7 protein-coding genes are annotated in these 13537 nt (G+C 76.0%); all 7 read right to left on the bottom strand.

From position 1 onward, the window contains the following. Window positions 1-54: 54 nt before the first annotated feature. From ACZ50K_RS28685 to ACZ50K_RS28655, 7 genes are read right to left on the bottom strand one after another with little or no spacing between them, the layout of a single operon-like run. On the bottom strand, window positions 55-3300 hold the full coding sequence (locus tag ACZ50K_RS28685) for a non-ribosomal peptide synthetase (protein ID WP_468908187.1): 3246 nt from the start codon (window positions 3298-3300) through the stop codon (window positions 55-57). 18 nt (window positions 3301-3318) lie between these two features. Continuing rightward, window positions 3319-6528: a non-ribosomal peptide synthetase gene (locus tag ACZ50K_RS28680; protein ID WP_468908185.1), complete on the bottom strand. Its 3210-nt coding sequence runs from the start codon at window positions 6526-6528 to the stop codon at window positions 3319-3321. Continuing rightward, window positions 6525-8303 (bottom strand): condensation domain-containing protein, encoded by a 1779-nt coding sequence (locus ACZ50K_RS28675; protein WP_468908183.1) that lies wholly within the window; start codon window positions 8301-8303, stop codon window positions 6525-6527. Before ACZ50K_RS28675 ends, ACZ50K_RS28680 begins: the two co-directional genes overlap by 4 nt. Beyond that, window positions 8296-8520, bottom strand: a complete 225-nt coding sequence (locus ACZ50K_RS28670) for an MbtH family protein (RefSeq protein ID WP_468908181.1) — start codon at window positions 8518-8520, stop codon at window positions 8296-8298. Before ACZ50K_RS28670 ends, ACZ50K_RS28675 begins: the two co-directional genes overlap by 8 nt. A gap of 60 nt (window positions 8521-8580) precedes the next feature. Continuing rightward, window positions 8581-10848, bottom strand: coding sequence for a pyridoxal-phosphate dependent enzyme (locus ACZ50K_RS28665; RefSeq protein ID WP_468908179.1), 2268 nt, complete (start codon window positions 10846-10848; stop codon window positions 8581-8583). A gap of 2 nt (window positions 10849-10850) precedes the next feature. Next, window positions 10851-11867: a GHMP family kinase ATP-binding protein gene (locus ACZ50K_RS28660; protein ID WP_468908178.1), complete on the bottom strand. Its 1017-nt coding sequence runs from the start codon at window positions 11865-11867 to the stop codon at window positions 10851-10853. After that, a complete protein-coding gene (locus tag ACZ50K_RS28655; RefSeq protein WP_468908177.1) occupies window positions 11836-13407 on the bottom strand; it encodes a lyase family protein in 1572 nt (523 codons plus the stop codon). Before ACZ50K_RS28655 ends, ACZ50K_RS28660 begins: the two co-directional genes overlap by 32 nt. Window positions 13408-13537: the final 130 nt, after the last annotated feature.

The raw sequence follows: 13537 nt of genomic DNA, 5'->3' as shown, positions 1-13537 counted from the left end.
GCGCTGGTGTCTCCAAGGGGTGCGGTCGGGCGGGCGGTTCGGCGGGCGGCGGGTTCAGGAGCGGGCACGGGGGCGCAGGGCCGGGCGGGCCGGTTCGGCCGCCGCGGTGGTCAGCCGGGCGGCGATCCCGGCCGGGGTGGGGGTCTCGAAGAGGTCGCGGATGTGGAGGCGGACCCCGAGTTCGGTGGCGATCCGGCCGGTGAGCCGGGTGGCGAGCAGGGAGTGGCCGCCGTGGGCGAAGAAGTCGTCGTCCGGGCCGGCCGCCGGGAGGTCCAGGACGGCGGCGAAGATCTCGCAGACGGCCTGCTCCCCGGGGGTGGCGGGCGGCCGTCCGACGGGGCGGTGGGCGGTGGCCGGGTCGGGCAGGGAGTTGCGGTCGAGCTTCCCGTTGACGGTGAGGGGGAACTCCGGCAGGTGCAGGAACAGCGAGGGGACCATGTAGTTGGGGAGGGTCCGGCCGAGTTCGGCGCGGGCCCGCTCGGCGGTGGTGCCGCCGGTGAAGTAGCAGACCAGCCGCTGCTGGCCGGTCTGGTCGCGGTCGACGGAGACCACGGCCTCGCCGACCCCGGGGACGGCGCGCACCGCGGTCTCCACCTCGCCGAGTTCGATGCGGTTGCCGCGGACCTTCACCTGGTGGTCCTGGCGGCCGAGGAAGTCGAGCTGTCCGTCGGCGCGCAGCCGGGCGAGGTCGCCGGTGCGGTACATCCGGCTGCCGGGAACGGCGGAGAACGGGTCGGGGAGGTAGCGCTCGCTGCTCCGGCGGGGGTCGCGCAGATATCCGGGGCCGACCCCGGTGCCGCCGATGAAGAGTTCGCCGGGCACGCCGGGCGGGACCGGGGCCAGGGCCGGGTCGAGGAGGTAGAGGGAGTTGTTGCGGAGCGGGCGGCCGACGGGCAGCCGGCCGTGCTCCAGCTGGGCGTGCACCTCGGGTCCGATGAAGGCGTGGGTGTTGTCGTCGGAGCATTCGGTGAGGCCGTAGGCGTTGACGAGGGCGGCAGCCGGGTGCCGGGCGTACCAGCGGGTGCACAGTTCCGGGGGCAGCACCTCGCCGTTGACGATGAACCAGCGGAGTGCGGGGAGGCCGGGGGCGGGTGCCCCGGTGTCCCACAGGTCGACGGCGGCGCGGACGAAGGAGGGGACGGTCTCCAGGACGGTGGTGCCGCGGCGGGCCGCGGTGTCGAAGAGGGCGGCCGGGTCCCGGGCGGTGTCCCGGGAGACCAGGTGGACGCGGCCGCCGGTGATCAGCGGGGCGAGCATCTGCCAGACGGAGATGTCGAAGGTGAGGGGGGCGTTCATCATCAGGCGGTCGGTCTCGCCGAGGCCGAGGTCCTCCACCTTGGCGAGGAGGTGGTTGTTCATGCCGCGCCGGTGGACCATGGCGCCCTTGGGCTTGCCGGTGGAGCCGGAGGTGAAGCAGACGTAGGCGAGGGCGTCCGGTCCGCCGGCGTCCACGGGGCCGGCGGGGCCGGACGGTTCGGGACCGGTGGCGGGGCCCGTGGCGGGGTCGGCGAGGGCGAGGACGGGCAGGCCGCCGGGGACCTCGGCGGCGATCTCGTGCGCGCGGTCGAGCTGTGCGGGGGCGGCCAGCAGCCGGCTGACGCCGCCTTCGGCGAGGAGCCGCGCGGTGCGGCCGACGGGCCCTTCCGGGTCGAGCGGGACGTAGGCGGCGCCGGCGTCCAGGATGCCGAGCAGGGCGACCGGGATCCGGGCGGTGGGTTCGCCGAGCACGGCGACCGTCTCCCCCGGGCGCACCCCGTCGGCGAGCAGGGCGCGGGTGACGGTGCGGGCGTGCCCGACCAGGGCGGCGTAGGTCAGTTCGAGGCCGGTGTCGTCGGTGACGGCGGTGGCCTCGGGGCGTCGCGCGGCCCGCTCCCGCACCCGGTCGGCGACCTCCGCGTACTCCTCGTCCCGGGCGGTGTCGTTCCATGCGACGAGGACCCGGTGGCGTTCGGCGGCCGAGAGGAGGTCCACGGTGCCCGCCGGGCGGTCGGGGTCCTCGGCGAGGGCCTCCAGGAGCCGGGCGAGCCGGTCCAGCATGGCCCGGGCGGTGTCGCGGTCGAAGACGTCGGGCCGGTAGTCGATCTGGAGGCGCAGCCGTGGGCCGGGCACCGCGGTCAGACAGAGCGGGTAGTGGGCGGCGTCGTACGGGTCCACGGCGGTGACGCGCAGGTCGCCGCCGCCGAGGGCGGCCAGTCCGGCCGGGTCCACCGGGTAGTTCTGGAAGGCGACGCAGGAGTCGAAGAGTTCGCCGGCGCCGGCCAGCCGCTGGATGTCGGTGAGGCCCAGGTGGTGGTGCTCGATCAGTCGGGCCTGTTCGTCCTGGAGGCGCTCCAGGAGGGCGCCGAGGGGTTCGGCGGGGTCGATCCGGACCCGGACCGGCACGGTGTTGATGCAGAGGCCCACGATGTCGGCGACGCCGGGGAGCTCGGGGTCGCGGCCGCTGACGATGGCGCCGAACACCACGTCCTCGGAGCGGATCTGGCGGCCCACCAGCAGCGCCCACATCCCCTGGAGCAGGGTGCTGGCGGTGATCCGCCGCTCCCGGGCCAGGGCGCCCAGGCGTGCGGTGAGCGGCTCCGGGAGGAGGGTCTCGACCCGGTCGGGGAGCACCGGGACGGGGGGCGGGGAGACGGGGGCGGTCCGGGTGCCGCCGGGCAGGCCGTCCAGGGCGCGGGTCCAGGCGTCCTCGGCGGCGGCGGTGTCGCGGTCGTGCAGCCGGTTCAGGAACGCGGAGTACGGGGTGGCCGGGCCGAGGTCCGCGCCGTCGGTGTGGTGGAGGGCGAGGAGTTCGCGGACCAGGACCGGCCAGGACCAGCCGTCGAACAGGATGTGGTGGTAGGTGAGCAGCAGCCGGTGGGTGAGCGGTCCGGTGCGGATCAGGGTGAACCGGAGCAGTGGGGGCCGGGCGAGGTCGAAGCGGGTGGCCCGGTCCTCGGCCAGCAGGGCGTCCACGGCGGCCGTCCGGGCGGTCTCGTCGAGGGCGGAGAGGTCCAGCTCCCGCCACGGGGCGGGTACCCCGCGCCGGACGACCTGGGCCGGTTCGCCGGTGGCCCGGCGCAGGAAGCCGGCGCGGAGTCCGGGGTGCCGCTCCAGGACGGTGTCGGCGGCGGCGCGCAGCCGGGCGGGGTCCAGGGGGCCGGTGAGGTCGAGGAGCAGCTGGGCGACGTACACGTCGCGGGCGTCCTCGTCGAAGAGGGCGTGGAAGAGGATCCCGTCCTGGAGCGGGGAGAGCGGCAGCACGTCCTCGACCAGGGAACCGGCGGCGGGCACGGGGGCGGGGGTGTTCGGGGGGTGGTTCACGGTGGGGTTCCTTCGGGGTCAGGCGGTGTGGGTGCGGCGGGCCCGGCGGACGACGGGGGGCTCCTCGGGGGCGGCCGCGGCCGCCTCGGTCAGGGCGGCGGCCAGGCCGGCGATGGTGGGTGCGGTGAAGAACCGGCGGATGGTGACGGCGGCCCCGTGCCGGGAGCGGGCCTCGGCGAGCAGCTGGGTGGCGAGCAGGGAGTGGCCGCCGAGGTCGAAGAAGTCCTCGTGGATCCCGATCCCGGTCCGGCCCAGCAGCTTTTCCCACAGGTCCCGCAGGGCGTGCTCCCGCTCGGTGCGCGGTTCCTGCCCGGCCCGGTCGGCGCCGGCGGTGTCCGGGTCCGGGCCAGGGGCGGGCAGGGCCGCCAGGTCGGTCTTGCCGTTGGCGGTCACGGGCAGCGCGTCGAGCAGGGTGACGGTGAGGGGCACCAGGTAGCCGGGGAGTCGGGCGCGCAGATGCTCGCGGAGCTCCTGCGGGGTGGGGGCGGGCGCGCCTTCGGCGGGTACCGCGTAGCCGGCCAGGGCCGGGCCGGCCGGGGTGTCCCGTACGGTCACGGCGGTCTGCCCGACGCCCGGGTGGGCGGCCAGGGCGTGCTCGATCTCGGCGGGTTCGATGCGCATTCCGCGGATCTTGACCTGCCGGTCGGCGCGGCCCAGGTACTCGACCTGCCCGGCGGTGGTCCAGCGGGCCAGGTCGCCGGTGCGGTACATCCGGGCGCCCGGGGGGCCGTACGGGCAGGGGACGAAGCGTTCGGCGGTGGTTCCGCCGCGCCCGTGGTAGCCGTGGGCGAGGCCGGCGCCCGCGATGTAGAGCTCTCCGGTGACCCCGGGCGGGCACAGGCCGAGCCGTTCGTCGAGGACGTGCAGCCGGGTGCCGTCGAGCGGGCGTCCGATCGGCACCTGTCCGGCCGGGGAGGGCAGCCCGGGGGCGAGGGCGTGGGTGGCGGCGAAGGTGGTGGTCTCGGTGGGGCCGTAGGCGTTGGTGACGGTGGTGCCGGGGCAGGCCTCGCGGACCCGGCGGACCATGGACGGGGAGGCGGCCTCGCCGCCGGTCATCACCTCGTGCAGCGGGGCGAAGGCTGCCGGGTGGCGGTCGGCGAGCGCGTTGAACAGGGTGGCGGTGAGGAAGGTCCCGGTCACCCGCTCCTCGGCGATCAGCCGGACCAGCGCCTCCGTGTCGAGTTCCCCGGGCGGGGCGACGACCACGAGGCCGCCGTTCAGCAGCGGCACCCACAGCTCGTAGGTGGAGGCGTCGAAGGCGTGCGGGGAGCGGAACAGCACCCGCTCGTGGGCACCGCCGCGCCAGCGACGGTCGGTGGCGAGGGAGAGGATCTCGCGGTGGGCCACGGTCACGCCCTTGGGGGTGCCGGTGGAGCCCGAGGTGTACATCAGATAGGCCGGGGCGTCGGGGTGTTCCGGCACCGGCGGGCCGGGGCGCGCCGGGACGGTTCCGGCCGGGAGGGGGCCGGGGTCCGGGCGCAGGACCCGGTGCGGGCCGGCCGGGAGCGGGGTGCCGGCCGGGGCGTCGGTGACCAGGACGGCGGCCCCGGCGGCGGCGAGCACCCCCTCGGTGCGGGCGGGCGGGGCCGCGGCGTCCAGCGGCAGATAGGCGGCGCCGGCCTTGAGGATGCCCAGGCATACGGCGACGAGCTCGGCGGAGCGGTCCATCAGGACGGCGACCGTGTCCCCGGGGCGCACGCCGAGGTCGTGGAGCGCCCGGGCGGTCCGGTCGGCCCGGGCGTCGAGTTCGGCGTAGCCGGTGTCCCGGCCGGCGCAGCGGACGGCGGGCCGGTCGGGGTGGGCGGCGACCCGCTCCCGGAAGGCCTGCGGGACGGTGCGGTGGTCGGGTGCGGCGGGGGTGCCCTGCCAGTTCTCCAGGAGGTCCCGGCGTTCGCCGGGAAGGAGCACGTCGATTCCGCTGAGGGGGGTGCCGGGTGCGCGGACCACGAGGTCGAGGAGGCGGACCAGCCGGTCCAGCAGGCGCCGGGCGCCGGCCTCCTCGTAGAGCTCGCTCGCGTACTCCAGGCCGAGGGCCAGGCCGAGGGGTTCGCCGGTGGCCGGGTCGTGGAGTTCCTCCACCTCCAGGGTGAGGTCGAACTTGGCGGTGGGGGTGCGGACCGCCTCCGTGGTGGCGCGCAGTCCGGCGAAGCCGGGTTCGGCGGAGCTTCCGCGCTGGGCGGCGACGGCGATCTGGAAGAGCGGGTGGCGGGCGCTGCTGCGGACCGGGTTGAGGTGTTCCACCAGGGATTCGAAGGGGATCTCCTGGTGGGCGTAGGCGTCCAGGGCCGCGGACCTGACCCGGTCGAGGAGTTCGGTGAAGGCGGGGTCCCCGGAGGTGTCGGCCCGGATCACCAGGGTGTTGACGAAGAGTCCGACGAGATCGGCGAGGGCCTCGTCCTCGCGGCCGTCCACCGGGCAGCCCAGCGGCAGGTCGGTGCCGGCGCCGAGCCGGGTGAGCAGGGCCGCCAGGGCGGCCTGTACGGCCATGAAGGGGGTGGCCCGGTGCTCCCTGGCCAGTGCGGCCAGCCCGGCGTGGACGGTGGCGGTGGTGCGGGTCTCCACCAGGCCGCCCCGGTGTCCGGCCACGGCCGGCCGGGGCCGGTCGGTGGGCAGGGCGAGTTCCTCGGGCAGTCCGCGGAGGGTCTGCGTCCAGTGGGTGAGCAGGCGGGCGTGCAGGGAGTCGGGGTCCTCGGCCCGGCCGAGGAGCTCGCGCTGCCAGAGGGCGTAGTCCGGGTACTGGACGGGGAGTTCGGGCCACTGCGGGGGGCGGCCGGTGGTCCTGGCGGTGTAGGCGGCGGCGAGGTCGCGGACCAGGAGGTTCAGGGAGTGGCCGTCGCCGGCGATGTGGTGGAGGACCAGGAGCAGCCGGTGTTCGCGGGGGCCGTCGGTGGACAGCACCGCGCGCAGGGGCGGTTCGGTGCGCAGGTCGAAGGGGCGGGTGGCGGCCTCGTCGGCGGGATCGGTGTCGGCGGGGCCGTCGGAGGCGGTGAGGACGGGGACGGCCTCGGCGGGGTCCAGGACCCGCTGGTGGGGGCGGCCGTCGAGGTCGGGGAAGACGGTGCGCAGGGCTTCGTGCCGGGCGGTGACGTCCGCGAGGGCGGCGCGCAGCGCGGGGCGGTCGAGGTCGCCGTGCAGCCGGAGCCGGAGAGGGATGTGGTAGAGGGCGCCGTCGGCGCCGTCGCGGGCGTGGAACCACAGCCGTTGCTGGGCGTGGGACAGAGGGATCACAGCAGGGCTCCGAGCTGGGATTCGAAGGCGTCGAGGTCGGCCTGGCTGACCTGGGCGAGGGGCACGTCGGAGGGGGTCAGCCCGCCGGCGTCCGGGCGGGCGGCGTGGGCGGCGACGGCACGCAGCATGGTGAACCACTCGTGGGCGAGGTCGTGGACCCGCCGGTCGGGGACGGCGTTGCCGGCCCAGGTCCAGGTGGCGCTGAGGGTGAGGCCGTCGGGGCCCTCGTGGGCGGCGGCGTTGACCTCCACGGCGTGCGCCATCGGCAGTCCCTCGTCGGCGTCGTCGAGGGCGAAGGGGTGCCCCGGTGCGGCGTCCCAGTCCGCCGTGCCGCCCATCGGGAACCGGCCGAGGTAGTTGAAGCCGATCTCGGGGATGCCGGGTGCCGCGAGGGCGGGTCCGGTGCGGGAGTTGAGGTGGCGGAGCTGTCCGAAGCCGATGCCCTTGTCGGGGAGGGACCGGAGTTCCTCCTTGACCAGGCGCAGGGCGGCACCGACGGCGTGTCCGCCGGACCGTGCCCCGTCCAGGTCGGGGCGGCCCAGGGCCAGCCGGACGGGGAAGACGGTGGTGAACCAGCCGACGGTGCGGGAGAGGTCGAGTCCGTCGGCGATGTCCTCCCGGCCGTGGCCTTCCACGTCGATCAGGACGGCTCCCGCGCCGTCGTCGGCGGGCCCGGTCCCGGCCTCGGCCTCGGCCGCCCGGCGGGCGAGCACGGCCAGCGCGAGGGCCGTCAGCAGGACGTCGTTGACGGTCCCGTTGACGGTGCCGGGGGCGGTGGTGAGGAGCGGGCCGGTGACCTCCGGTCCGAGGGTGAGGGTGAGGGTCCGGTCGGGGCTCTCCGGGTCGAGGCCGCCGGCCGGGCGCACCCCGGCCAGCGGCTGGGGTGCCGGGCGGAGGGCGGCGGCCCAGCGGTCGGCCTCGGTGGCGCGGCGGCCGGAGGCCGCGTCGGCGAGCAGCAGGTCGGCCCAGTGGGCGAAGGGGGTGTGGGCGGGTTCCGGGGCGGGTTCGCGGCCTTCGGCCAGCGCCTGCCAGCAGCTCCGCAGGTCATCCTGGAGGATCCGCCAGGAGACCCCGTCCACGACGAGGTGGTGGATGACGAGCGCGAGCCGTCCCTGCCGTCCGGTTCCCCGGTCGAGGAGGACGGCGCGCAGCATCCGGCCCTCCCGGGGGGAGAGCAGCCGGCGGGCCCGGCGCATCCCCTCCCGGGCGAGTGCGGGCAGTTCCGCGTCGGTGGCGTGCCGGGCGTCGACGGGTTCCAGGAGGTCCGCGGCGTCCACCGTGCCGGCGGGCGGTATCAGGGGTTCGGCGGTGGTCCCGGCGCCGATGCCGTCGGGGAGCCGCAGCCGCAGCATGTCGTGGGTGTCCAGCAGGACCTGGAGGATGCGCCGGGCGGCCGGGGGGTCGAGTCCGGGCGGGGTGCGCAGCACCAGGGACTGGTTGTAGGTGTCCACCGGGCCGCCGAGTCCGTCGAGCCAGCCCATGATCGGGGTGGCCGCGACGGGGCCGAGCCGGCGGGGCGGTTCGGCCGGTCCGCCGCCGTCCCGGTCCGGACCGGCGGTCCGGGCCGTCGCGGCGAGGGCGGTGACGCTGTCGGCGCGCAGGACGTCCCGGGTGGTCAGGGCCAGTCCGGCGGCGCGGGCCCGGCTGACGAGCCGGATCGCCTGGATGCTGTCCCCGCCGAGCCCGGTGAAGCTGTGTCCCGGTTCGGTGCCGGGGAGGCCGAGGACCTCCGCGAACAGCGCGCACAGGGTCCGTACCTGGTCGTGGTCAGTCACGGGGCGCGGTCCCGGCGAGGGCGGCCACCAGGGAGGCGGGGCGCATGTCGGTCCAGACCCGCTCGACGTGGTCCAGGCAGGCCTGGCGGGCGTCGGGGCCGTGGACGGTGGTCCAGCCGGCCGGTACCGGGTTGGCGGCGGGCCACAGCGCGTGCTGGAGCTCCTCGTTGCGGACCACGAGGTAGGCGGCGCTGTCGTTCTCGAAGGGGTTGCTCATGGCGGTCTCCTGTGATGGGTCGGGTGCGCTCGTACGGGGCGTGCGGCGCGGGAGGGCGGGTCAGGTTCGGTCGGGGGCCTCGATGTCGAGGCGGAGCAGGGCGTGCGCCGCGTCCAGGGCGGCGTACACCCCCTCGGGGTCCCGGTGGCGGGCGATCACGTGCCCGAGCCGGTCGGCGGCGCTGCGCGCCCGCTGGACGGGCGTTCCCGGGGCGGCGGTGACGAGCACCGACTCGACTCCGGCAACGGCGGCCGCCTCCCCGGTGCCGTGGACGGCGGTGAGGGTGCCGTCGGCGGGGGCGAGCAGGAACCGGATGCCGGCGTGCCCGTCGGGCGCGGACTTGAGCCCGGGGGGCAGGCCGAGGGCGGCGCGGAGCTGCTCGGTGAGCAGGTCGACCCCGGTGGCCAGCCTGATGAGTTCGGGGATCATGCCGCCGGCGGGCCGGGGGTTGATCTCGATCAGGGCGGGTCCGTCGGCGGTCAGCCTGACCTCGGTGTGGGCGGCGCCGAGCCGCAGGCCGGCCGCGTCCAGGGCGGCGGTCACCGTCTCGGTGATCCGCTGGGCGGTGGCGGGGGGCAGCGGGGCGGGGAAGAGGTGCCGGTGCTCGACGAAGTGCGGGGTGCCGGTCACGGACTTGGCGGTGATGCCCACGCATTCGGTGCGGCCGTCCGTGCCGAAGGTCTCCACGCTGTACTCGGGCCCGTCCAGGTACTCCTCCACCAGGACGGTCCGGGCGGTGGCCATGCCCCGGGCGTTGGTGGTGACGGCGAGGATGCGGGCCGTGTGGGCCCGGACGGCTTCCTCGTCGGCGCAGAGCAGGACATGGGTGGAGCCGGAGTCGTCGGCCGGTTTGACCACGCAGGGCAGTCCGGTGACGGCGACGGCCGCCGCGGCTTCGGCGGGGTCCCGGACGAGGGCGTGCCGGGGCTGGCGGACGCCCGCCGCCCGGAGGACCTCGCGCAGGGCCGACTTGTCGCGGCAGACGGCCACCGCCTCGGGCGGGTTGCCCGGCAGGCCGAGCCAGCGGGCCAGCCGGGCGGCGGCCGGGACGTAGAAGTCGCTGGTCGTGGTGGTGCCGGCGATCTCCTCGCGGCGGAACCGCTGCTGGACGGCGGCGCGCAGGGCGGCGTCGGAGTTGGTGTCGCAGGGCAGCACCTCGGCGCCGGTGGCGGCGAGGCCCCGGTAGCGGTCGGGGTCGCCGGTCAGCAGGACCGGTACGGTGCCCAGTTCGCGGGCGCGCCGCAGGGCCAGCATGCCGGTTCCGGTGGTGTTGGACTCCACGAACAGCAGGTGGCGGTGGATTCCGGAGGGCGGCTGGTAGGAGCGGCTGGACCAGGTGCGGGCGGTCTCCCCGTCGGCCAGCGGCGCCGGGGCCGCGGCGGTCGGCACCGCGCGCAGCCGGTGGGCCGCCCAGTGCTCCTCGTCGTAGACGGTGTCGGCGTAGCGGTCGCCGCGGTCGGGGAGGATGCCGACGATCCGGGTGCCGGGCGCGACGCGGTCGGCGAGTCCGGTGAGGACCCGGTAGACGGAGCCGGAGGTGTTGCCGCCGAAGATCTGCTGTTCGCGGGCGAGGTCCCGGGTGGCGGCGAAGGCCTCGTGGTCGTTGAGCCAGTGGACCTCGTCGATCAGGGTGCGGTCCAGGTTGCCGGGCAGCAGGCTGTTGCCGAGTCCGCTCTGCAGCCGCTGGGGCACGTCGGGCTGGCCGAACAGGGAGCTGCCGACGCAGTCGACGCCCACCGTGTGCAGACCGGGCAGGGTCTCGCGCAGGGCCCGGGTGGTCCCGCAGAGGGAGCCGCCGCTGCCGACGGCGCCGACGAGGGTGTCGAAGTGGCCGAGGTCGGCGCGGAGTTCGTCGGCGAGGTCGCGGTAGGCGCCGGGGTTGTCGGGGTTGGTGTACTGCTGGGGCCAGAACGCGCCGGGCAGTTCGGCGAGGAGTTCGGCGAGCCGTTCCAGCCGGGCGCTCTGCCAGCCCTGGCCGGTCATGGCCGACACGAGGTGCACCCGGCAGTCCAGGGCCCGGAGTTTGGCCAGGGTGACCGGGTCGATCCGGGGGTCGGTGACGATGTGTACCTCGTGGCCCAGCGCGCGGCCGACGAGGGCGACGCCGAGCGCCATCGTGCCCGAGGAGCTCTCGATCACGGGGGCGCCGGGGCGCAGGGTGCCGAGCCGGCGGGCCTCCAGCAGGATGTTGCGGGCGACGCGGTCCTTCATCGCGAACAGGTTCTGCAGTTCCAGTTTGGCGTAGACCTCCACGCCGCGGGCCTCGCCGAGGCGCAGCCGGACCAGCGGGGTCCGGCCGATGGCGTCCGTCACGGTGTCGAACAGCATGGTCAGTTCTCCCGGTCGAGGGGGTGGAGGGCGGTGGCCGGGGGGCTCCAGTCGTCGCCGGCGCCCAGGGAGCGGTGTACGGACACCTCTCCGCCGAGGGCCGCGCAGCCGGCCCTGATGTGCTCGGTCTTGCCGGGGAGGGCCGGGTCGTGGGCTTCGAGGAGGACGCCGAGCATGGTGCCGCTGTGCGCGAGGACCAGGCCGAGGCCGTCGACCTCCCGGCACAGGGCGCGGAGTTCGGCGAAGCCGGGGCGGGGGCGCCGGTGGGCGTTGAGTTCGGCGCTGCGGGTGGCGACGGCGCCGACCTCCGGGAGGTCGGTGGCCGCCACGGCTCCGGTGAGCCGGTCCAGCAGCAGCGCGTACTCCTGCCGGGCCGCGGTGTCGATGGTGCGGGCGCCCCGGTTGTGGGCGACGGTGTCGACCTGTCCGCCCTCGTCGTGGGCGACGACGGCGAGCGGGGGCAGGACTCCGAGGCGGCGGCCGAGCCGCACCTCGCGGTGGTGGAAGGCGACGATCTCGTCGTACATGACCCCGTCGGCCGGTTCGATGCCGCGCAGGAAGTCCTCCGTCTCGGCGGGGGTGAACTCCCGGCCGTAGGCGGCTCCGACGGCCCGGACGGTGGCCACCAGGTCGGCGGAGGAGCTGGCCAGGCCCTTGCCCTCGGGGAGGTCCCCGGCCACGTCGAGGAGGCCGCCGTCGGGAACTCCCAGGGAGCGGAGGACGGCTTCGGCGACCCGCCGGGACTTGCCCTTGTGGGCCGGCCGGACCAGGACCCCGGGCCGTCCGGGGGACGGCCGGAAGACGGCGGTGGCCCAGCGGGCGAGCGGGAAGGTGACGAGGAACTCGCCGCGCGGCGTCGGGAGGGCGCCCTGGAGGAGTTCGCCGAAGGTGCCGAAGGCGGTGCCAATGGCCGTGCCGGTGGCCGTGCCGGTGGCGGGCCCGCCGTCCGGCGCCGGGCCGGGGGCGGCGGCCGCGGGCGCGGCGGGGTCAGCGGGTCGGCTGTATACGGGTGCGGGCACCGTCACCGTCCTCCTCCTGGTGGGTGTCGGGCCGGGCGGCCGGGCGGAGGGCGCGGTCGCCCTCGTCGAGTCCGGCCCGGACGGCGGCCGCGCGGGAGCGCCAGGCGGCGCCGACGGTCTCGTACGCCTCCCGCTGGGTCTCCAGGAGTGCGCGGACGGCTTCGGGGCGGGCGGAGCCGGCGGAGGCCATGCGGTCCAGGCCGCGGTCGATGTCGAAGGCCTCGGCGAGCAGCCGGGCGGGGTCGGTGAGGGTGAGGCCGTGTGCGGCGGCGGCCTCGGCGAGCAGGGCGGGCTCGCCCGGGGCCGGGGCGGCTCCCGCCGCGTGGGCCAGCACCACGTACTTCCCGGCGAGGACCTGCGCGGTGCGCCAGGGCACCCCCTCGGTGAGGCACAGGGCGTTGGCGAGGCTGAATCCGCCGAGGAACTCCCGTTCGCAGGCCGCGCGCATCCGGTCGGCGCGGAAGGTGACCCGGCGGAGCACCTCGGTGAGCAGGCGGACGGTGCCGTGCGCCGAGTCGAAGGCGTCCAGCAGATGGGTGCCGGCCTCCTTGGACACCTCGACCAGGTTGCAGAAGGGGGTGTTGCGCTGGCCGAGGAGCACGTCGAGGTGGAAGGCGGCCAGGTGGGCGGTGCGGCCCCGGACGCGTTCCAGGATCGGGTAGTTCTTCTTCTGCGGCATCGCGGAGGAGATCCCGGACAGTTCGTCGGGGAGTTCGAGGAACCCGTGCTCGCTGCCGCCCCAGGTCAGCAGGTCGGTGACGAACCGGCTCAGGGCGGTGCCCAGCAGGCCGAGTTCGGCGGTGAGTTCGGCGCTCCAGCGGCGCGAGGCCACCGCGGTCAGGGCGTGCGGCTGGGGGCGCCCGAAGCCCAGCAGCCGGGCCATCCGGTCGCGGTCCCAGGGCAGTTCCTGGCCGGCCATGGCGCCGGCGCCGAGCGGGCAGGCGTCGATGCCGTAGTAGGCGTGCAGCAGCCGGGTGTGGGTGTGCAGCAGCTGCTCGGAGAGCGCGGCGAGGTGGAAGCCCGGGGTGATGACCTGGGCGGCCTGGAAGTGGGTGTAGCCGGGCATCGGCAGGTGGAGGTTGTCGCCTGCCGTCCGGTGCACCACCGAGCCCAGTTCGAGGAGGGCCTCGGCGAACCGGGCGAGCTGCTCACGGCCGTGCATCAGCTGGGCGCAGGCCTGGAGGTCGTTGCGGCTGCGGTCGGCGTGCCAGCGGACCACCGGGGCGGGCAGGCCCGCTTCGACGTGCTGTTCCAGGGCGAAGGCGATGTCCGACATGTTGGCGCCGGGGCGGGCGCTGAGGGTGTCGGGACCGATGGAGTCCAGCAGGGCGCCGATCCGTCCGGCCTCCTCGGCGGTGATCAGCTCCATCCGGAGGTATTCGGCGGTCAGGGTCTTCTCGATGGCCGTGTAGTGGCGCAGCAGGTGGCGGGACTCGAACGCGAACTGCGGGGCGAGCACTTCCTCGTGCAGGAGTTCGGCGGGGCCGCCGCGGATGCGGCCGCTCAGCTCGGGGGCGGGCCCCGGGGTATCGCTCGTCACGTGGTGTTCCGTTCCTGGTCTGGTGCGGGGCGCGGGTCGGCGCACGCCTGGTCGGCGCGCGGCGCGGCGCGGGAAGGCGAAGGCGAAGGGGTGGGGGTGGGCGTGGTGCGGGGGTGCCGGTCGGGGCGGG

Source organism: Streptomyces sp. NPDC033845, assembly GCF_055576225.1.
This window is presented reverse-complemented; position numbering and strand designations above follow the sequence as displayed.

Bases quoted from the DNA above. Each gene is read 5' to 3' on its own strand.
- ACZ50K_RS28670 (WP_468908181.1), bottom strand. From the start codon at position 8,520: ATGAGCAACCCCTTCGAGAACGACAGCGCCGCCTACCTCGTGGTCCGC.
- ACZ50K_RS28665 (WP_468908179.1), bottom strand. From the start codon at position 10,848: ATGCTGTTCGACACCGTGACGGACGCCATCGGCCGGACCCCGCTGGTC.